Here is a 21,450-nt window from a genome sequence, read left to right as displayed (position 1 = left end):
AAGCGCCCCCAATCAAGCAAAACGCGGTATACCTGATACGGCTCAGCGCCTGGCTTTGGGGCTGCTGCGCAGCACAAAGCAGGACAAGCCTGCTCGCCACAGGGAATCTGCGCTTGACTGAACGGCATTAGGGCAAGCCCGCTCGCCACGACAGGCCCGCTCGCCTATGGCTTTGGGACAAGCCACCTCCCCCCATTTGGATCTTTATTGGCGGGTGGCTCCGCGCACGTCGCGGTTTCTTTCCTGCCCCGGCACCAGCGTCGGCGGCGAGCGCTCCACGTCACGGGAGACGTGGGATTTCACTTCGCCCACACCGCCCTCTTCGTCGTTGTGAATCACCAGCACGCCCGGCCTGCGCAGTTGCTCGAGGTCGCCCTCGGCCAGGTTGAAGCTTTCACTCAGGTGCTGGTCGCTCAGCGCATTGGCCTGGGCGCGGCGTTGGGCGAACTTGCGGCCCTTGCGTTGCTGGTAACGCGCCCAACTGACCAGGATCAACGCGTTGAACACGGCGATCCACAGGTAGATCTGCAGGGTATTGAGCGCGGCGAAGATCGGCGCTTCGATGCGCGGTCCGCCATGGGTTTCCAACATGGCGTCGATGCCGCGCGCCAGCAGCCAGACCAGGCCGCCCCACGCAAGCAGGGTCAGCGCCACATCGATGAGCCACATCACGGCATGCTGGCGAGTTCTGACAAGTTTCATGTCACGCCTCCTTATTCAATTGGTTTGATGCCACGGTCCGGGCTCACCCAGCGCGCGCGTTTCTGGTGCTGGTTGAACAGCACCTTGGGAAAGCTGACCAGCGTGGTAAACAGGCTGACCAGCCAGAACACCATCGGGTACCACACGGTCCAGAACAGGGTTTTCCACAGGTCCTTTTCGTAACGCCGGTCGATCAGGATGCTCACGGCGAACTGCAGCAGGCACACCATCGCCAGCACCAGCCCGGTAAACGCCGGCGGCATCAGGGAGTCGACCGCGATGGCCTGGGGCAGCGGGATGAATTTGCCCACACCCCAGAAGATCACCGAAAGCATGAAGGTGAAGGCCCACCCGGTGGACAGGCAGTATTCGAACAGCAGCGGCCACAGGTAGCGATGGCGCCATTGCCAGATGCCACGAATGTTCTTGAACAGCACTTCGGCGCCGCCCTGGGCCCAGCGCAGGCGCTGCTTCCACAGGCCGCCGACGGTCTCGGGCATCAGAATCCAGCACAGTGCACGCGGCTCGTAGAAGATCGCCCAGTGATCGAGTTGCAGCTTCCAGCTGACGTCGATGTCCTCGGTGATCATGTCGGTGCTCCAGTAATCGATGCGGTCCAGCGCCTTCTTGCGAAACGCCACCACCACTCCCGATACCGTGAAGATCCGGCCGAACACCCGCTGGGTGCGCTTGATCAAGCCGATGATCGACGAGAACTCGCCCACCTGCACGCGGCCGATCAGGGTCGAGCGGGTGCGGATGCGCGGGTTGCCGGTGACGGCGCCCAGGCGCGGGTTGTCGAGCATCGGCGCGACCAGGTAGGCCGCCGCGTTTTTGTCGAGCAGCGCATCGCCGTCGATGCACACCAGGTATTCGCTGCGCGCAGCCACTGCGCCCATGCGCAGGGCCACGGCCTTGCCCTGGTTCTGCGCCAGGTGCAGCACGCGCAAACGCGGGTGTTGCAGGGCCAGCGCGTCGAGCAGCGCAGCGGTGTTGTCCTTGGAGCCGTCGTTGACCGCGATCACTTCGATGTTCGGGTACAGCTGGTCCAGCGCGGCGTGGATGGTCTCGCCAACGTTATCGCCCTCGTTGTAGCAAGGGATGATGATCGAGATCAGCGGGTTGCCGGCCAGCGTCGGCGCGGGGGTGTCTTCTTCCCATGGCCAGTGGCGCTCCCAGTGCAGCCAGAAGTACAGACCGCCGGCGATCCACAGCGCCGACATGAACAGCGGGTAGAAAAACACGAAGTCCATCAGGAACTGCCCGGTGACCAGGAAGATCAGGCCCAGGGGCACGCCCAGCACCAGCGCCAGCACGAATAAAGCCAGGATTCTGTCGAACATGGTCAAGGGTTCCATTGGTTGGAAAGGGCCGGACGTACCGTGTTCAGGTCCGGGGAATTTTCCAGAAAGTTGTCCGGGTAGTAGCCGAAGCTGGTGACGCCCTGGCGCTTGAGCACGCCCATCCATTGCGCCATCTGTGCGCCGTCGATATCCGGCGCGGCCTGGGTCCGCCAGTCTTTGGCCTGCAGCTCGAACACGGTGCGTTCAAGCGCACCCGGACGGGCCTTGACGGTGGCCACCAGTTTCTCCAGCCAGGCATTGGATTGCTTCAGCGTCTGGCCTTCCATCAACGGCATGGCCATGGGTGCGGTCCAGTCGTAGGCCTGGAGGAAATCGTCGAGGTTCTGCGCGAACCACGCTTCGCTGTCGGGGTTGAGCATCGGCTCGGCGAAGATATTGCGCGCGGTCTGCACCTGCGGGCCGCCGATGGCGCGCACCCTGGCGGTCAACTCCTGGGTGAAGTCGATCAGGTAGCGGCTCTTGAAGCGGGTCCAGCGTTGCATCACGGCCGGGTCGGCACGCAACGCGGCGATGTTGCCGGGCAAGCCGTTGGCGGCGTAGACCTTGAGCGCGGCGGGGCTGGCGTCTTCGAAATCCGTCAGCACCGCGTCGTCGTGGTAGAGCACGCCGTCGATGGCACTGTTGCGCGCCAGGTCCTCGTAGATTTCACCGATGAGCCTGCGTACCTGCGGGTCGAACGGCGACAGGCGTTTGTATTGATCGGCGTCCGTGGCCACCTGGCCGGTGTGCGGATCCCACCGCGTAACACGCGGCAGCTTGGGGTCGAGGGCGAAACTCAGCACCGGCATCCACGCATACACGCTGGCATGGGCGCGGGTGCGCAGTTGCCAGGCGACGCGGTTGAACAGGTCGGCGCGCACCGGCAGGTGGCGGTTGGGGAAGTACAGCGAATGCACCAGGCCGTCGCCCTTGGGGTCGGCGAAGGCTTGCAGGAACACGGTGCCTGCGCCCATGTCCACCACGCGCTGCACCAACTGGTCGAGGTTGCGCGCCTGCTGGGCTGGGTCCGGGTCGTAGACGTTGTCCAGGTCCACATGCAGCACGCGCATCGGCGCCTTGGCCTGCACGGCGACAATGCTGTTGGCGAAGTGCTCGCCGTCCGGGTCGGAGGCCACCAGAAAGCGCGGGCTGTCCATCAGGTTGCCCAGGCTGTCGAGGCCGTCTTCCAGGGTCAGGGCCATCTGGTAGCCCTGCTCGCCGACCACCGCCAGGGACGTGCCCTTGGCCGCGCCATAAGGCCATACCCACACCCGTGGCGCCTTGCCGGTCACGCTGCGGATTTTCTGGCTGATGGCCGCGACGTCAGCGCGCATCCGTGTCTGAAACTGGGCATCGGTTTCGTAGCGGCCGGTCGCCGGGTCGTAGCGCATCGACGTCGCCGCCGGTTCCAGGTTGCCCTGGGGGTTGGCCAGGATGCCTTTGTGATTGTTGTCGGTGTGCGCGGCGATTTCCACCAGGCCCGACTGGGACACTTCGCGGATCTGCTGCCAGGTGAGGAATTCACCCCGCGGTCGTGGCGCGCCGGCAAAGTCCACCGGCTTGTCGAGCGGCGTATCGATCCAGTAGCCCACCGGCGCCAGCAACGCCGGCCAATGGTAAGCGCGCAAAATCGGCATCACCCGGGTGTAGAAGCTGGCGTAACCATCGTCGAAGCTGAGCATGATGGCTTTGGGCGGCAAGGCCGGCCCGCCAAGGCGCGCGGCCAGAATCTGATCGACGCTGACCGCCTGGTAGCCGTTCTCGCGCAGCCAGGCCAGTTGCTCGATCAGGCGCTCGGTGCGCACCGCCACCACGGTCTGGTCGGGATCGCGGTCACTGACGTCGTGGTAGGCGATGCCCAGGAAATGGTTTTTCGGCCACGGCGCTTCGTTGGCCGGTGTCGGCCGTTCGGCGGGTGGAGTGAATGGCGCGGGTTGCTGGGCGCAGGCACTGGCCAGCACTACACCCAGGACCAACAAGCAACGGCTAAGGACGGTCATGGTCGGGCTCTTTTAGAAACGGTAGGTAAGGTCGACGAGCAGGCGCAGATCGCGTTCGCGATCACCGTCGTAGGGGCGGCTGATCAGGCTCAGGTTGGCGCCGACGTCCAGCACGTCGTTCCAGCGAAAGCGTTGGCCGTAGCCGACCAGCCCCACCCCGCCGGTGGAGTAATCGCGCTGGCTGTAGGTGCCTGCGCCGATCTGGAACTGCTGGCTCCACTGCGTCTCGTAGCGGTGATAGAGCACATGGTTAATGTTGAGCACGGGCAGCACCGTGAGGTCGGACCTGGGGTTGAAATACACCACGTCCTGCTTGCTGTTGCGGCTGGCGCCCACTTCCAGGCCCAGGTCCACTTGCACGTGCGGCGCGCTGTAGAGGCCCTGACGGCCGCTGAGCAAGGCTTCGAAACGGTCGTTGCCATCGCTGAAATGGGACGGGCTGAGGGTCAGTTTCCACTCGCGGCTTTCATTGGCACGCCAGCGGATAAAACCACTGCCGCCGTTGGCCGTGACCCCGTCGTTGAGTGCGCGCAGCGGCGTGGTGCTGAGCAGGTAGCCGAGGCTGCCGCCGTATTGCCAGTTGTCGTTGATGTCGCGCGCAATCGACACGGCGGCGCCTTGCTTGGCGCCATCGCCATAGGAATGGTTGGACACCTCGGCCTCGATGGTCATGTCGCGGGTACGCCGCTCCACGCCCACGCGCTGCCAGCGGTGCTGGCCGGTGCCTTCGGTGAAGTCTGCGGTGGCATAACCGGCGCCGGCGAACAGGCGCCAGTCTTCGTCGATGGGCGGCGTGTAGATCACGCTTTCGATGCCCCAGTCGCGGCTGCCGGTGGCGGCACCGGCGTCTTCGTTGGGACCACCGCCGAAGCTTTTGCCGGTGTAGGCCTCCACGCGCAGTTCGGCCATGTCGTGCACGTCCCGCAAACGGCTGAGGCGCTGCACCTGACGGTTGTCCGGGTTGCGCGCGAGCACATCGTCGGTGAGCACATCGAGCTGGCGCCACTCCTGCAGATCCATCGCGGTGTAGGCCTGGGACACTTCCAGGCCAATATCGCGCGGGGCCTGGGCCTCGGTTTCCTTGAGTACGCTTTCGGCGCGCCGAGGCAAATCACGGGCGCGGTACATGTCGGCCTGGGCCAGGCGCAGGCCGACGTTGCCGGGGGCCTTGGCCACCAGGGCCTCCAGACCGCTTTCGCTGCCCGGCAGGTCGCCGCCGTACGTGCCGGCCTGGGCGGAGAGTTGCTGCGCGTCCATCCAGTTGTCGTTGGGGTTGCCGATGGGCAGGCCCTTGAGTTCGACCCGTGGTTGCTGTTCGTTGGCCAATTGCGCGGCGACGTCACGCGCCTGCTGCACCTGGTCACTTTCCAGCAAGGCATAGAACAACGCGGTGCTGTCGTCGACGCGGTAACTGGCGTCGGCATCCGGCGCGGTCAATACCTGGCGATACAGGGTCTGGGCGCGTTCGGGCTGGCGCTGTTCGAGGTAGGCACCGGCCACCCAGCGCAGGGCATAGGTGGGCAATTGCACGCCTTCAGCGGTGAGGGTTTCGTACTCGCGCACCACGTCGGCGGTGCGCGCGCGGGCCTTGAGCGCCCCCAGGCGGTCGATGCGCCAGCGCACCACGTCGTCGCGGGCGCTGGCGTCCGGGGCCCAGCGGGTGATCAGTCGGTCGTAGTCCTGCAGCGCGCGGTCGGCCACCACGTAGCGCTCTTTCTCGGAGCGCGTGGCGTACTCGGCCAGGCGCACGCGCTCGGCGGCGAGGTCGCCTTCGAGACGGCGCTGGGTGACCGCGTCCACCAGGCCGGGACGCTGGGCCGACAGGCGCAATGCAGCTTCTGGCAGGCGCGCCTGTTGCAGGGCGATGAGGTATTCGCGGGCGACTTCAGGTTTGTCGCCGGCGCGGGTGAAGGCCTGGTCGAATTCGAACAGGGCGTCGTAGTTCAAACCGGCGCGGGCCAGCGCGTAGCCCAGGGCCATGCGCCGGTTCGGGTCTTCGGGCTTGGCCGCCACCAGCGCGCGGGTGCGCTGCACGGCTTCGGTGGCTTTGCCGCCGTCGGCCTGGGTAAGGGCCAGGCCCAGTTGCAGGTCGATGTTGTTCGGCTCGCGCAGCAACGCCTGGCGATACACCGCTTCGGCCTGGGCCCACTGCTTCTGGTTGCGGTAGGTACGCGCCACCGTGGCAAGTGCCTGGGTACTGAGGTTGCGATTTTTGCCCTGGGCTTCGTACACCTTGAGCACTTCGGCATCCTGGCCGGCCCACGCGGCGATGATCAGGTGATCGCTGACCTGGCCGGGCGTCTGGCGTTCGGCGGACAACTGGCGCAGCTGGGTCAGGGCGGGGGTGAAGTTGCCATTGCGTGCCTGAATGATCAGCGCGTCATAGGCCGGGTCGGCCGAGGCAAAAGCGGGCATCAGTAATTGGCTGCACAAGGCGACCCCGATCAGCAGACGCAACCGGCCTGAGGCACTGAGTGGTAGGTTTCGCAACATATCGTGAGCTTCCTTACACACGGAAAGCGTAACGATAGGTGTCCTGAGCAAAGCGCTTCAGGGTGCGGCGTCCACTGACGCGGCCTAGCTTTCCTGGGCGAACTATCGCTCAGGAAAACGGGGTGATGGCCAAATCGGAACAATTGTTCAGAATTGGGCTCCGTCGGGCAGCAAACTGGAGCCTCTGTGGCGAGCGGGCTTGTCGTGGCGAGCGGGCTTGCCCCGCGTTGGGGTGCGAAGCGCCCCCAATCGAGCAAAACGCGGTGTACCTGATACGGCTCAGCGCGTGGCTTTGGGGCTGCTGCGCAGCCCAACGCAGGACAAGCCTGCTCGCCACAGGGAATCTGCGCTTAACTGAACGGCATTAGGGCAAGCCCGCTCGCCACAACAAGCGGGCTCGCCAGAGGAATGTGATTGCCTGAAACGTCTTGGCTGCGTTGATCCTTACTGGGCGCGGCTGACTGCGCCGACTTTGCCCATCACGAAGCCGATGAATTGCTCGACGGTCATCTTCTGGCCGTTGAAGGTCACTTCGTTGTTGGCGTAATGCAGCTTGGACACCACGTCAGTCCCGACCACTGTGGCCAGCTGCGTGCCGACCGCCATGCCGCTGATCATCTGCGACGCCATCTGCGCTTGCTGCTCGATGGCTTTAGGATCGGTCACGCCGCCGAGCTGCGCCTGCAGAGCGGCGACGTCGGCGATCATTGGCTTGGACAGCGTGAGGTTGGCGTCCAGCAGCGACACCATCTGCTTGCCCAGTTCAACCGGCGGCAGTTCCATGCTGGCGGGTTTGGCCAGGTCCAGCACGAGGTTGAACTTGCTTTCGCCATGGGTGGTTTTCAGCGACAGGTTCTCTACCGCCACTTGCGGCTTGGCGGCCAGCAGTTGGTTGACGTTGGCCTCGGCCAGGGTCTGTTCGGCTTCAGTCAGTTGCAGCTCCGGCGCCGGCTCGCCCGCAGCGGCGGCCGCTTGCACGGGTTGCATTTTTTCCTGATAGAGCTTGGTGAGCACCACCATCGACGGGATGTCGACATCCTTCATGCTCACGGCCATGGCGGCCGAACCCACGGGTTTGCCCTGGTAACCGATCTCGTCGATCTTGTAGTCGACGCGGCCGGCCAGGTTGTTGTCCTTGATGTTGCTCGAATCTTTCTGCTCGAAACCCTTGAGGGTGAGCACGCTTTGCTGCGGGCCAAAGGTGAACTTGGCGTCGGTCAGCTCCACGGTGTTTTGCCCGGTGTAGAAGTCAAAGGTGGACTTCTCCAGGTTGCTGGCCACGGTCAGGCCGGCCAGATCCGCTGCGAGCGGCGTGCCGTTGGCGTCCACTGCCGCCACCTTGAGGCTGTTCATGTAACCGTCGAGCTTGACCTTCTTGCCTTCGGCGGTGCTGTCGAAGTTGAGGTTGAGGCCGGAGAAACTCGCCGACGACTTGTCGTCCTTGAACTCCAGGGGCAGCAGTTCGACGTTGCCGTTGACCGAGCGGGTGTAGCCGATATTGGTCACGCCTTTGAGCGGCGACACATCTTTGGCGGCGGCGAACCATTTTTCGCTGGTGGGGTTCTTTTCCAGCTCAAAGTGACTGGTGGCCATCACCGGCAGCCATTTCAGCGTGACCAGGCGCGAGAACGGCAGCGGGCCGTGTTCGATATGGTCAACGAACAGCAACTCGGGGTTGGGGTTGTCTTCACCGAAGACCGCGCCCTGCGCCTTGAGGCGGTAGTGGGCGGTGCTGCTGAACACGCCACGGTCGAGCGAGACCAGCTCCAGGGAGACGTTGCCATCGACGCCGGCCATGGAGGTCTGCAGTTCCTTGTTGGCGTTCTGGATTGCGGTTTGCAGCACCGGCTCCAGTTGCTTACCGGTGTACCAGGCGCCGCCTGCACTGACGACGCCAACGGCGACCACAAAACCCAAAAGAACGACTGCTGGCTTATTCATGAAGTGACCTGATCAAATCCTGTGAGAAGTGGGCTGTCTTCCTTGAACCCTGTAGGGGTTGGCTCAAGCCCGCCGAAAACGGGGGAAGATTAGCACTGGCGGCCACGAACGGCCCAGCCTTTCAGAGGGGCTTGGCCAGCGGGAGTTCACGCGGACGCCCTATCAATCTCATACGGTGGGCGACAGACGGGCCGTCCCGGTGTACGCCAGCGCCCCGAACTCAAGGTGTGTCAAGGCGTTGCCGGGGCCTGGGATGCTTGCGTTCGTGCGTTTTCCCAGCCGCCACCCAGCGCCAGGAACAGGTCGATCTGGCTCATGGCAACCTGGGTGTTGGCGGCCGCCAGTTGCGCGCGTACATCGGTGTAGGTGCGCGTGGCTTGCAGGTCGGCCAGGAACGACGCGCGACCGGCCTGGAAGAAACGATGGGTCTGCCCCGCCGCTTCCCTGGCGGAGTCGCCGGCTTCGGCCAGCGCGTCGCGGCGCTGCAACATGGCGGTGTATTGCGCAAGGCCGGTCTGGGTTTCGCGGATGGCATTGAGCACCACCCCGTCGAAATGCGCCAGGGCGCCCTGAGTGGCCGCCTCGGCTTCATGGATGCGGGCGCGGGCGCCGTTGGTGGGGACGGTCCAGCTGATCATCGGGCCGAAGCCCCAGCGGTTGGTCGCCGGCGTGCCGAGGTCGTCGAGCAGGCCCACGGTGCCGACAGAGGCGCCGATGGCGATGTCCGGGTACAACGCGCCGGTGGCCACGCCGATGCGCGCGGTGGCGGCGGCCAGCTGGCGTTCGGCCTGGCGTACGTCGGGGCGGCGTTTGAGCAGGGCGGCGCCGTCGCCCACCGGCAGCAACTGGGCAATGTGTGGCAGCTCGGCGCAACTGGCGGTGCCGGCCGGTAATTGATCCAGCGGCCTGGCCAGCAGCATCGACAGGCGGAACAACCCGGCCTGGCGTGCGGCTTCATAGCGCGGCATGTCGGCGCGCAAGGATTTGTATTGGGTCTGCGAGCGGGTCACCTGGGTTTCATCACCGCGACCGGCATCGCGCAGGCGCTGAGTGAGCCGGGTGCTCTGGCCTTGCAGGTCAAGGGACTCGTGGGCAATCGCCAGTTCCTCGTTGGCCGCGCATACCCGCGTGTACGAGCGCACCACATCGGCCACCAGGGTGATGCGGGCGATATCGGCCGCGGCCTGGGCTGCGTCGGCATTGGCCTGGGCGCTTTCGATGCCACGTTGCAAGGTGCCGAACAGGTCGAACTGGTAGGAGGTGGTAATGCCCACGCTGCCGATGTTGTCCACCGGGACCTTCTCGGGCTGCAGGAACGCCTCGCCAGACTCCTGCAGGCGCTGGGCTTCGGCCTTGGCGCCGGCACTCCAGCCGCCGGCGGACTCGGCCTGCTGGCTCTGGAAACGCGCGCGCTGCAGGTTGGCGGCGGCCACGCGCAGGTCGGTGTTGGAGGCCATGGCCTGGCGCACCAGTTCATCCAGGCGCGGGTCCTTATACAGCTTCCACCAATCGGCCGGCACCGGCGCCGACACCACGTTGTCGCCCTCGCCCGCCATCGGCCCTTGCAGGTCTTTGCGGTTGACGGCGGCCGTGTCCGGCAGCGAGTAATCCGGGCCCACCACCTGGCAGGCCGACAGCAGCAACCCCAGCGCGGACGTGGCCAGAAGCCGTTTCATGGTTGCTCTCCGTCTTTAACCTTGTCGCCAATGATCGACACCGTGGCCGTGCGCCCGGCGATCATGCGAAAGTCGGCCGGCACGTCGTCGAAGGCGATGCGTACCGGAATCCGCTGGGCCAGGCGCACCCAGCTGAACGCCGGGTTGACGTTGGGCAGCAGGTTGGAGCCGCTGCTGCGGTCGCGGTCTTCGATGCCGGCGACGATGCTCTGCACATGGCCGCGCAGGCGGGCGTTGTCGCCGATCACACGGATGTCCACGGCCATGCCGACATGGATGCCGTCGAGCTTGGTCTCTTCGAAATAACCGTCGATGTGAAAGGAGTTGCTGTCCACCACCGACAGCACCGGGCGCCCGGCGGTGACGAATTCCTGGCTGCGCGGCGCGCGGTCGTTGACGTAGCCGTCCACCGGGCTGCGGATCACCGAGCGATCCAGGTTCAACTGAGCCGCGTCCACCGTTACTTGCGCTTCGGCCAGGGCAGACTGGGCGCGGGCCACACGGGACTGGCTTTCTTCGAGTTGCTCGCTGGGCACGAGGTTGCCCAGGCCACGGTTACGCTTGTACTCGCGCTGGGCCTGGGCCAGGGTTTCCTGGCGGTCGGCCACGGCGGCACGGGCCTGGCGCAGGGCGAGTTTGAAACGGTCCTGGTCGACGGCGAACAGCACCTGGCCCTTGGTCACTGGCTGGTTATCGTGCACGTCCACGCGCTGGATCAGCCCGGACACGTCCGGCGCAATCTGCACGATGTCGGCACGGATGTGCCCGTCGCGGGTCCAGGGGGCAAACATGTAGTACATGACCATGCGCCACACGACGACGACCGCAAACGTCACGATCAACAGCGTGAGGACCACACGGCCGATGGTCAAAAAAGGTTTTTTCATGTCATCAGGTATCGACTGAGTGAGTCCACCGCGCCCAGCATCAGCGCGTAGAGCCCCACATTGAACAATGCCCGGTGCCAGACCAGGCGATAGAAGTGCATGCGCGTCAACAGCCCGTGCACCACCAGAAACAACAGGTACGTAATGCCCATCAGCACCAGCAGCGTGGGCAGGAACACCCCGCTGATATCCAGATCACCGATCATAAAGGTGCTCCATCCGGCAGCGGCGCTTCCAGCTCCGTGCCACCAATGAATTCAACCCCCGGCAGCAGCGCCAGGCGCAGGCCGGCCAGGGCGTGCAGCAGGTGCAGGCGGGTGTCGTCGGCGTCCTGCAGGCCCTGGCCGTTGAGGGCGCGACGGGTGCGGTCGAGTGTCATCAGCAGACCGCCGGGCGCGGGCAAGCGTTCACCCGCCTTGAGGCAGGCCTTGAAGTAGCCGCCCACGCCTTCCACCACCTGGTTGAGCAGCACCCGCGGCACGCCGAGGATGCGCGGCGAGTAGGCCAGCAGGTCGAGCAGGTTCAGCGCCACGCGCAAGTCGCGCAGGGCGATGCCGGTGTCCTGCCCGGTGAGGGCCAGGCGCGGCAGGTGTTGCATCAGGCGGTCGAGCATCTGCGCGGCCATATGCCGGTGCTCGGCGAGGGTGGCGGGTTCGGTGAGGCTGACGATGTCGCGCCAGCTGAACCGGGTCAGGCGCTTGGCCGCCAGCTCGGCGCCGAAGGGCCGCGCGATCAGCGTCCACACAAAGGCAAACAGCAGGCCCACGGGCCCGGCCAGATTGACGTTGGCGAAGTTGAGAAAATCGGCGTCGTAGGCGCCCTGGATGCTGATGAACGACGAGGTGTTGACCAGCGTCAGCAGCATGCCCAGGTAGAAGCGCGGCTGGACCGTGAGGGTGCCGATGCAGATGAACGGCACGGCGAAGGCCAGCACCAGCATCGGGAAGTCATGCAGGTTGGGCAGCACCAGAAACAGGTACAGGCTGGCGAACAGCACCGACATGGCGGTCCAGAAAAAGAACCGGTAAATCTGCGGCGCCGGGTCGTCCATCGTGGCGAAGAAGCTGCATGCGACGGCGGCGAGGATCACCGCGCTGCCGCCGTCGGTCCAGCCCAGCAGAATCCACAGCACCGAGGCGACGATGATCGCGCTGACGGTGGAAAACGCCGAATAGAACATCAGGCCCCGGTCGAGGAACGGCGTGAGCCGGCCCAGGCGCCAGTGACGGTACACGGCGCGCCAGGTGTCCTGGCTTTCGCACTGGATGGCGGCTTGCAGGCTGCGGCAGTCCTGCCACAGGTCGACCCACTCGGCCAGGCGATAGAGCGCGTTGGAGAACAGCAACGTGTGGCGGTCGTTGAGTGCGTCGCCCTGGGGTTGCGCGGCGTCGATCTGGTCGCGCAACAAGCGCCAGCGTTCGAGGGGCGCGGTGTCGGTGGTGCCTTGCAGCCAGGCGTCGGCCGCTTGCAGCAAGGGCATGAGGCGCTCGATAAACTCGGGGGCGCGATGTTCGATGGCGTACACCGCGTCGTCCAGCGCGTCGATCACCGGCAGCAGGTGAATCATGCGCCCGCGCAGTTCCTTGGTGTTGCGCACCGTCTGTGGCCGCGCGCCTTCATGGGGCAACTGGCCGATCATCAGTTCGAGGGTGTTGAAGGTGGCGACCATGCCGCCACGCAGGTTGCTGACTTCCTCGGTGTCGACGTTGCGCGTGAGAAAGCGCTGGCTGTAGACCTGCGCGTCGGCAAACCACTTGGCCACCGAACCGTCGAACACCGGCATCAGGCGACGCGGCCAGAACATCGCGCCGACCACGGCGGCCACGACGATGCCGAGGAAGATTTCTTCGGTGCGCGCTTCGGCCACGTCCCACACTGCCAGGGGGTTATCCACCACGGGCAGCGCGATCAGCGGCAGCGTGTAGCCGGCGAGCATCAGGGCATAGTTGTTGGCGGTGCGCAGGTGCATGGAGAGGAACAGCAAGGTGCCGGTCCACAGTGCAATCACCACCACCAGGATGTAGGGCGACTGCACGAACATCGGCACGAACAACACCGCCGCCGCCGCGCCCATCAGGGTGCCGATGGCGCGGTACAGCGCCTTGGAACTGGTAGGGCCGACAAACGGGCTGGAGACAATGTACACGGTGGCCATCGCCCAATACGGACGCGGCATTTGCATGAGCATGGCGATGTACAGCGCGATCATCGACGCCGCGAAGGTGCGCACGCCGTAAAACCAGTCGCGGGCCGGCGGCATGCCGGTAAAAAATCCGTTCAAGGCGCCACCGCCCCCGCCGCTTCGAAGGCGCGCAGCACGCGCAACGCGGCTTCGAGGTCGTTGCGCGGAATGTCGGCCAGCACTTCGCGGCGCAGGCGCACCAGTTGCGCTTCCACCGCCTGCACCAGCTCACGGCCGCGCTCGGTGAGGCTCAAGGCCTTGGCGCGGCGGTCGTGGACGTCTTCGGTACGGCACACATAGCCGCCGCTGCACAGCTGGTCGAGCAGGCGCACCAGCGACGGGCTTTCCATGCCGGAGGCCTGGGCCACCTTGACCTGATGCACGCCGTCGCCCAAGCGGCCGATCATCAACAGCGGCACGGCGCAGGCTTCGGAGATGCCATAACTCACCAGCGTGGCCTGGCAGATTTTGCGCCAGTTGCGGGCGCCCACCACCATGCTGCTGCTGAGGTTCATCTGAAGGTGTTCAAGGGATTGGGACACAGGATTGTTCGCATACAGTTAGTTTGCTAACTATCAATATGGTGGAAGCTGGCTTGAGCGTCAAGTTTTGAAACAATTTGACGGATGGGTGGTGGCAAAAATGTGGGAGGGGCTTGCTCCCGGTGGCGCTGGGTCAGTGTCGGATGAGCTGACTGACACACTGCCATCGGGAGCAAGCCCCTCCCACATTTGGATCAGTCTTGGCTCCGGGGCTGTCGCGTAGAAGCCCAAGCCCAGTCTAGGGACAGCCCTCGGGCAACATCGACGGCACATTGCACAACACAAACAAGCGTGCCCTGGCACCCCCGCCGTCCTGGCGACTGAGTTCGTGCCAGCCCTGGGGCAGTGGCGCAAATTCGTCCGGCGCTTCGTTGCTGCTGATCAGCCATACGCGCCGGGTGCCGGCGGGCAGTGACGAGAGGTGGTCGAGGTAGATGCGCCCGCCGTCTTGATCCACCAGGGTGCCGAAGCCGTAGGCGTTCGGGCGCGTTGACGTACCGTCGGGCCTGGGCGGGGTATAGAGCTGCAGTTGGGCGTCGGTCTGGTCGTAATAGACATAGCTGAGGTACCACAGCATGTCGCTGAGCACGATGCGATCGTCTTCCTGGTAGTTGCGATTGACGAACTCCACCGGCACGTTGAACTGGTCCTGCTCGTCCACCGTGAAGTTGTTTTTCAGCCCAACCAGTTCCACCCCCACCAGCAACACGAACAACGCCGCGCCCCACCACGACCCGCGGTCGATGAGCAGCGCCAGCAGGATCGGCAAGCCCAGGGCATACACTGTGAGATAGCGCTCAATGAACACCGGCGAGATAAACGACACGGCGTAGACCAGCAGCAGCGGCAGCAGGAAAAACAGCGCCAGCAGGCTGGCAGGTCGATAGGGTTGGCGATCACGCCAGACGCTGACGCCAACCAGCGCAATCAATAGCAGGGGGAACCCCCAGAACAGCGGTCGCCATAGCGCCAGGCCTTCATCCTGCAACATGAATTGCCAGACCATCGATGGCACAGACAGCGCATTGACCGGATCTTCCCAGCCAATGTCACCGCCCACCTTGAGCTGGTCGACGTGCTGCACCAGGTCCAGCAGGCCTGGCAACCAGGGCAGGTACGCCAGCACAATCGCGACGTTGGTCGCCCACCATGCCCGACGCGTGATCAGCCGCTGACCGCAGGTGCCCAGCACCCCCAGATACGCCCAATGCACCAGCACGCAGAGTGCGGTGAAGTAATGGGTGTAGAAACCTGCGGTCATCAGCAGCCCATAGGCCACCAGATAGCGCGTGCGTTCGGGTTGGCGCACCCAGTACACCAGCGCCAGCGTGGCGCCCAGCAGCCAGACGCCCAACAGCGAATACATGCGCACTTCCTGACTGTACCGCACCGCGGTCGGCAGCAGCGCCAGCAGTATGCCGGCCAGTACCGCCGCGCGCCGGGTGGACAACTGCCGCGTGAGCCAGATGCCCAGGCCCACGGCGAGCGCGCCCGGGATGGCGCTCATGGCCCTGATCGAGCCGATGCTGTCGCCGAACAGTTCGATCCAGCCGCGCAGCAGGAAGAAGTACAGCGGCGGGTGTACGTCATGGGCCGCGTGAAACCACAGGTCGTCCACGGCGTATTCGCTGAGCAACAGGCTTGAGCCCTCATCGCCCCAGATGGCCGACGCCGTCAGGTTGTAGAACCGCAGGGCCATCGCCAGCGCCAGGAGCGGTACCCACCAAAGCTGGCTGATCCAGCCGGCACGTTCCCAGCCCAGTCGGTTGAGCGCGGGCAATGCCGCGACTTTCTCGTTTTGCTCTACCACAGACCGACGCACCTTGATTCCCCTGCCACTGCTCTGATTGCCGACACGCAAACCAACGCCACTTTAGGACAAATGCCCCTGATTCGCTTGTGCAATCGGACAAATCGGCCAATTGCGCAGGACTTCACCGAAGCGCTGGTCGGATCACGCTATGATTGCCCTCCTCCAAGGACTCAGGCTCAAGGACACCACATGCGCATCGGTTTTCTGTCACCCCTGGCACTGGCACTGCTCGCCGGTATTTCCCAGCAGGCGTTGGCCAGCTCGGACGACTCGTGCTACCCGGACTGGCGGGTGTCGCGTGACAGCCTGGACCCGTGCAACAACCTGCCCTTTCTGAGCCCGGGCAACGACAGCCGGGTCAACCTGCGCCTGCTGCTGTCCGACAAAAAGGTCGCACCGCTGGCCCCCAATGCCCTGGACGACACCGACCGGGCCGAGGGATTCGGCCAGGTGCCGTTTGCGGTGTATCGCCTGAGCCCTGCGCCTGCCGGTGACGACGAACCCGACGACAAGCCCGACGACTCGCGCACCGCTGAACTGGACACGCTGCTCAAGACCCTGGGCATCAAGCGCGAGGACTACAAAACCGCCGGCGAAGCGTTTTTGAGCGGCGAAGGCAGCCGCTGCCGCAGCAACGACGATGACAGCGCCACGGCGTTTGTCAGCCAGGTGATCAAGGCCGATATGCCGGATACCGAACGCGTGCTGCTGGCCAGGGCGCGCCTGCAATTGCTCACCGCCTGCAGTTGGGAGGGCGCGGTGGTCACCGGCGAAATCGAGTCCTCGAACGGCCGCCTGCTGCGCACCTACCTGCAAGCCGCCGCCGATTTCTACAGCGGCCGCTTCAGTGAGGCCGAACGCGGTTTTGCCGCCGCCAGCGGCTCAACCCTGCCGTGGCTGCAGGAAACCGCGCTGTACATGACCGCGCGCACCGCGCTGAATCAGGCCCAGGCCGAAGCGTTCGACGAATACGGCATGCCGCAGCGCGAGCATGTGGATAAGTCCGCGCTGGGCAATGCCGAAAAGGGCTTGCTCGGCTATCTGAACACTTATCCACAGGGCCAGTACGCGACTTCCGCTCGGGGCCTGTTGCGCCGCGTGCATTGGCTGGCCAATGACGATGGCAAGCTCGCCGAGGACTTCGCCTGGCAAATGACCGAGGCCACCGCCGAGCAGCGCAATGTGTCCCTCGATGACCTGGTGCAAGAGGCTGATCTCAAGCTGTTGATCGACAGCAATGGCAGCCTTGAGAACCCGATGCTGCAGGCGGTCAACGACCTGATGCTGATGCGCGCCGAGACGCCGCCCAAACTCACCCGCGCCGACCTCGACAAACAGAAGGCCACGTTTGCCGACGAGCCGGCGCTGTACGCCTACCTGCAAGCGGCGTTTGCGTTGTACGTCGAGCATCAGCCCGAGGCCGCCCTGAAACTGCTGCCCAAGGATGTGCCGTCGAGCCTGGATTACTTCGCCTTCAGTCAGCAGACGCTGCGCGGCCTGGCCCTGGAAGCCGGGCAGAATTGGAAAGCGGCGCAAGCCCTGTGGCTGCAACTATTGCCGCTGGCCAAACAGCCTCTGCAACGCGACCAGCTGGAGCTGGCCCTGGCGATGAACTACGAACGCAGCGGCGAGTTGGCCAAGGTGTTCGCGGCGGACTCGCCGATCAGCGCCAACAACGTGCGCTACCTGCTGCTGCGCAGCGTCGCCGGCCCCGACCTGCTGCGCCAGCAGATCGCCAAGGCCAGCGACCCGGTGGAGCGCCACACCGCGCAATTCGTGCTGCTCTACAAGGACCTGCTGCGCAGCCAGTTCGCCACCTTCGCCGACGACCTCAAACAACTGCCGGCCACGCCGCCTGAAGACAAACTCGACACCAGCCTTGGCTACACCTATGGCGGCGGGCAAACCTTGAAACTGTTCCAGTGGAACGGCGACAAAGCCGCGTCCGGCTACACCTGCCCGAGCATCGCGCAAACCGCCGCGACCCTGCAGAACGACGCGAAAAACCCGCAGGCGCTCAATTGCTTCGGTGAGTTCATCCTGCGCAACAGCCTGGACGGCATGCCACTCGAGCAAGCCCGCGCCGCCGGCAGCCTGGGCAGCAGCGCGTCGAACTTCAGCGGTGAAACCTTCTCGCGTCTGGACGGCTACAAACAGGTGATCGCCAACCCCAAGGCGCCGAAAACCGACAAGGCCTACGCGCTGTTTCGCGCCATCAACTGCTACGCGCCCGCCGGCTACAACAGCTGCGGCGGCGAAGACGTCGCGCCGGCCGTGCGCAAAGCCTGGTTCCGCCAGCTGAAGACAGGCTTCGGTGACACCCAGTGGGGCAACGCCTTGCAGTACTACTGGTGAAACACCTGTGGCTGGGCCTGCTGTTGCTGGCAAGCCCGGCCTTCGGCGCCGTCGACGCCCGCGACTATGACGCCTTCTGGCTGTGGAGCGGCGTCACGCCGCAGCCGGTACTCAAACAGGCGAAGACGCTGTACATCCTTCAGGGCCAGATCAACTCCACCCGCCGCACGCCCACCGTGCGTTTGATCGCCCAGGGCATGAGCGTGCCGCGTATCACCCAGGGCGAGGTCTGGATCGTCTACCGCGCCCACACCCTGCACTGGCCGGAGCGGGTCTACGCCCAATTGCTCGGCCAGGTGCAACGCTGGCGCGACGCGGGCAATCCGGTGGTCGGCATACAGATCGACTTCGACGCCCGCACCCAGTACCTGCACGAATACGCGGAGTTTCTGCGCGACCTGCGCCAGCGCCTGCCGGCCGACCTGCGTCTGAGCATCACCGGCCTGCTGGACTGGGGCAGCAACGCCGATCCCGCTGCCATCGCCCAACTCAAAGGCGTGGTGGATGAAGTGGTGGTGCAGACGTACCAGGGACGGCACAGCATCCCGGATTACGCGGCGTATCTGCCGAGGGTGAGTCGGATGGGGGTGCCGTTCAAGGTTGGGTTGATTCAGGGTGGCGAGTGGCAGGCGCCGGCGTACTTGCGCGAGAACGAGTGGTTTGGCGGGTATGTGGTGTTTTTGCGCAATCCTTAGCGCCGCAAATGGGCTATTTCAGACACCCCCATTCCTGTGGCAAGCGAGTGTATTGTGGCGAGCCCTAATGCCGTTCAGTTAAGCGCAGATTCCCTGTGGCGAGCAGGCTTGTCCTGCGTTGGGCTGCGCAGCAGCCCCAAAACCAGGCGCTGAGCCGTATCAGGTACACCGCGTTTTGCTGGATTGGGGGCGCTTCGCACCCCAACGCGGGGCAAGCCCGCTCGCCACAACAAGCCTAGTCACCACAGAAAGCCTGGTCACCACAAAAAAGCCCGCTCACCGTAATAGTCACAAAGCGCGCCAAGGCTCAGCGCTGGGCTGTTTGCACCGGATACACCGACGCCCACCCGCCACCCAGCGCCTTGTACAAACCGACCATGGCCAGCGACACGTCGGTGGAACTTTGCACCCATTGCTCCTGGGTCGCCAGCAACGCGCTCTGCACGGTGAGGACGTTGACGAAATCCGCCACGCCTTCGACGTACTGGTGTTGCGCGGTGGTCAGGGCGATCTGGTTCTGGCGCACGGCTTCGGCGAGGCTGTCGCGGCGCAGCTGGCTGGCGTTGTAGCGGGTCAACTGGTCGTCGATCTCGTGCCAGGCACGCAGCACGGTGTGCTGATAGGCCAGCGCTGCCTCCTGCTGCTGGGCTTCGCGCAACGTCAACATGCCTTGCAGGCGTCCGCCGTTGAACAACGGCAGGCTGAACTGCGGGCCGAAGGCAAACGCGCGCGAGCCCCAGGAGCCGAAATCCGCCAGTTGCAGAGCCTGGGAGCCGAGGCTGCCGGACAGGGTGATACGCGGGTAGAAATCGCCCTTGGCCACGCCGATGTTGGCGGTAGCGGCATGCAGGCGCGCCTCGGCCTGGCGGATATCCGGGCGGCGTTCGGCCAACTGTGACGGCAGGCCAATGGCGACCTGGCGCGGGGTTTGCGGTACGGCGGCGTCTTTGGACAGTTGGGCGTGCAGGGCCTGGGGCGGCTCGCCCATGAGCAGGCTGAGGGCGTTGATCAACTGATCCTGACGTTGTTGCAGCTCCGGCAGGCGCGCTTCGATGGTGGCGACCTGGGCGGCGGCTTCGGCCACGTCCAGGTCGGTGGCAACGCCATCGGCGAGGCGCAGTTGCGAGAGCTTCAGGCTATGCCGGGCGACGTCGAGGTTCTGCTCGGTGACGTCGCGGGTGTTCTGCACGCCGCGCAGTTGGATGTAGTCCTGGGCGATCTCGGCCAGCACCGACAGCAGCACGGCGCGGCGGTCGTCTTCGGCGACTTGCAGGGTGGCATCGGCGGCCTCGGTCTCGCGCTTGACGCGGCCCCAGAAGTCCAGCTCCCAGGCGGCGGAGAAGCCCGTGTCCCATTGGTTGAAGGCCGAGCGGCCGTTTTCTCCGGAGGGGTCGTTCAGGCCTTCGCCACTGTTGCGCTTGCGCTGGTAGCCACCGCCTGCCGCGAGGTTGGGGTAACGCCCCGCCGTGGTCACCTGGCGCACGGCTCGGCTTTGTTGCAGGCGGCTGCCGGCCAGTTTCAGGTCGAGGTTGTCGGTGAGGGCGCGGCGTGTGAGGGCTGACAGTTGCGCGTCATGGAACACGTCCCACCAGCGCTCCTGCAGCGGATCGGCCACGGCGCGGCTGTCGGCCTGACGGCCCTGAGGTTCGCGCCAACGCTCGACGTGCGGCCCCTGGGGCGTGTGAAAGTCCGGGCCGACGGTGCAGGCACTCAGGCTGATGACGCTCAAGGCGAGCCAGGCAAAACGTATCATTGCTGGGCCACCTCACGCGGCTGCGCGACGGGCTGGGTGTCGACGCTGGCCTCCACCGACATGCCCACCCGCAGACGTTCGGTGAGGGGCTGGCCGGGTTCGAGGATGATCTTCACCGGGATGCGCTGCACCACCTTGGTGAAGTTGCCGGTGGCGTTGTCCGGCTTGATCGAGGCGAACGTCACACCGGTGGCCGGCGCCAGGCTCTCCAGATGACCGTTGAGCAACTCGCCATCGAGGCTGTCGACGCGCACCTGCACGGGTTGGCCGGCATGCATGTGCGACAGCTGGGTTTCCTGGAAATTGGCCACCACATAGGCCTCGCTCAGCGGCACCACAGCGAGCAGCTTGCTGCCCGGCGTCACGTAGGCGCCGACCCGCACCGCGCGCTCACCGACCATGCCGTCCACCGGCGCGACGATGCGCGTATAGGACAGTTGATAGCTGGCCATTTCCAACGCCGCCTGGGCGCGCTTGAGCCCGCCTTCGGCCGCATCGAGCTGGGCACTGAGGATTTCCACCTGCTTGCGTTCGGCCGCCAGCACCGCGGTGGATTTGGCCAGGCGCGCGGTGGCCTGGTCGATGCGGGTTTTGGCTTGCTGGGCGTTCTGCACGGTGCCCGCGCCCACGCCGGCGAGGTGGTTGTAGCGGTTCAGCTCGTGCTCGGCGAACGCCACTTCGGCGCGGTCTGCCGCCACGGTGGCCTGGGCCTGGGCGATCACCGAGCTTTGGCGCTCCAGGGTGGCGCCGGCGTTTTTAAGCTGGGCTTGGGCGACCAACGCATCGGCATCGGCGGCCTGGGCGGCGGCGCGAAAATCGCGGTCGTCGATCAGCGCCAGCAGTTGGCCGGCCTTGACCTGCTGGTTGTCTTCCACCAGCACCTCTTTGATAAAGCCGGCCACACGCGGGGCGATCAGGGTGAAGTCGGCGGCGACGAAGGCATCGTTGGTGGTCTGACGCGCGTTGCCCAACAGGCCCGGCGTGACCAGATACACCAGCACGCCAACGGCAAATACAGCGATAACGGAGACGGCAATTTTGTCTTTGCGTTTCATGGGGAGTCCTTGA

General features: G+C 65.1%; 15 protein-coding genes. 2 read left to right on the top strand and 13 right to left on the bottom strand.

The window, feature by feature from the left end; genetic code table 11:
* Positions 1–204: 204 nt before the first annotated feature.
* From pgaD to RHM60_RS17080, 11 genes are all read right to left on the bottom strand, one after another.
* Entirely contained in the window at positions 205–702 is a 498-nt protein-coding gene (gene pgaD / locus RHM60_RS17130; protein WP_231423632.1) for a poly-beta-1,6-N-acetyl-D-glucosamine biosynthesis protein PgaD, read from the bottom strand.
* Positions 703–713: 11 nt separating this feature from the next.
* Positions 714–2,045, bottom strand: coding sequence for a poly-beta-1,6-N-acetyl-D-glucosamine synthase (gene pgaC, locus RHM60_RS17125; protein WP_209987029.1), 1,332 nt, complete (start codon positions 2,043–2,045; stop codon positions 714–716).
* A 2-nt stretch (positions 2,046–2,047) separates the two neighbouring features.
* Positions 2,048–4,045: a poly-beta-1,6-N-acetyl-D-glucosamine N-deacetylase PgaB gene (gene pgaB / locus RHM60_RS17120; protein WP_322212266.1), complete on the bottom strand. Its 1,998-nt coding sequence runs from the start codon at positions 4,043–4,045 to the stop codon at positions 2,048–2,050.
* A gap of 12 nt (positions 4,046–4,057) precedes the next feature.
* Complete coding sequence (gene pgaA / locus RHM60_RS17115; protein WP_322212265.1) at positions 4,058–6,538, bottom strand: poly-beta-1,6 N-acetyl-D-glucosamine export porin PgaA; 2,481 nt, start codon at positions 6,536–6,538, stop codon at positions 4,058–4,060.
* 444 nt (positions 6,539–6,982) lie between these two features.
* Positions 6,983–8,479 (bottom strand): YdgA family protein, encoded by a 1,497-nt coding sequence (locus RHM60_RS17110; RefSeq protein WP_322212264.1) that lies wholly within the window; start codon positions 8,477–8,479, stop codon positions 6,983–6,985.
* 230 nt (positions 8,480–8,709) lie between these two features.
* Positions 8,710–10,155 (bottom strand): efflux transporter outer membrane subunit, encoded by a 1,446-nt coding sequence (locus RHM60_RS17105; protein WP_322212263.1) that lies wholly within the window; start codon positions 10,153–10,155, stop codon positions 8,710–8,712.
* Positions 10,152–11,042, bottom strand: a complete 891-nt coding sequence (locus RHM60_RS17100) for an efflux RND transporter periplasmic adaptor subunit (RefSeq protein ID WP_209987014.1) — start codon at positions 11,040–11,042, stop codon at positions 10,152–10,154. Before RHM60_RS17100 ends, RHM60_RS17105 begins: the two co-directional genes overlap by 4 nt.
* Positions 11,039–11,248: a DUF1656 domain-containing protein gene (locus RHM60_RS17095; protein ID WP_003231009.1), complete on the bottom strand. Its 210-nt coding sequence runs from the start codon at positions 11,246–11,248 to the stop codon at positions 11,039–11,041. Before RHM60_RS17095 ends, RHM60_RS17100 begins: the two co-directional genes overlap by 4 nt.
* Positions 11,245–13,323, bottom strand: a complete 2,079-nt coding sequence (locus RHM60_RS17090; RefSeq protein ID WP_322212262.1) for an FUSC family protein — start codon at positions 13,321–13,323, stop codon at positions 11,245–11,247. The genes RHM60_RS17095 and RHM60_RS17090 overlap by 4 nt, the downstream gene beginning before the upstream one ends.
* Entirely contained in the window at positions 13,320–13,739 is a 420-nt protein-coding gene (locus RHM60_RS17085; RefSeq protein ID WP_209987007.1) for a MarR family winged helix-turn-helix transcriptional regulator, read from the bottom strand. The genes RHM60_RS17090 and RHM60_RS17085 overlap by 4 nt, the downstream gene beginning before the upstream one ends.
* 265 nt (positions 13,740–14,004) lie before the next feature.
* Positions 14,005–15,588 carry a glycosyltransferase family 39 protein gene (locus tag RHM60_RS17080; protein WP_322212261.1) on the bottom strand — a complete coding sequence of 528 codons (1,584 nt, stop codon included), beginning with the start codon at positions 15,586–15,588 and terminating at the stop codon, positions 14,005–14,007.
* 180 nt (positions 15,589–15,768) lie between these two features.
* Between RHM60_RS17080 and RHM60_RS17075 the strand changes: the two genes are divergently transcribed.
* A complete protein-coding gene (locus RHM60_RS17075) occupies positions 15,769–17,934 on the top strand; it encodes an outer membrane assembly lipoprotein YfiO (RefSeq protein ID WP_322212260.1) in 2,166 nt (721 codons plus the stop codon).
* A complete protein-coding gene (locus RHM60_RS17070) occupies positions 17,931–18,629 on the top strand; it encodes a DUF3142 domain-containing protein (protein ID WP_322212259.1) in 699 nt (232 codons plus the stop codon). Before RHM60_RS17075 ends, RHM60_RS17070 begins: the two co-directional genes overlap by 4 nt.
* A 307-nt stretch (positions 18,630–18,936) precedes the next feature.
* Here RHM60_RS17070 and RHM60_RS17065 read toward each other — a convergent pair whose 3' ends face one another.
* Together RHM60_RS17065 and RHM60_RS17060 are read right to left on the bottom strand one after the other, a co-directional pair.
* On the bottom strand, positions 18,937–20,382 hold the full coding sequence (locus RHM60_RS17065; RefSeq protein ID WP_322212258.1) for an efflux transporter outer membrane subunit: 1,446 nt from the start codon (positions 20,380–20,382) through the stop codon (positions 18,937–18,939).
* A complete protein-coding gene (locus RHM60_RS17060; RefSeq protein WP_322212257.1) occupies positions 20,379–21,437 on the bottom strand; it encodes an HlyD family secretion protein in 1,059 nt (352 codons plus the stop codon). Before RHM60_RS17060 ends, RHM60_RS17065 begins: the two co-directional genes overlap by 4 nt.
* Between the last annotated feature and the right edge of the window lie 13 nt (positions 21,438–21,450).

The organism is Pseudomonas sp. MH9.3, from assembly GCF_034354675.1.
Taxonomy (GTDB): Bacteria; Pseudomonadota; Gammaproteobacteria; order Pseudomonadales; family Pseudomonadaceae; genus Aquipseudomonas.
Note: the sequence above shows the minus strand (reverse complement) of the source record. Positions and strands in the feature narration are given on the sequence as shown.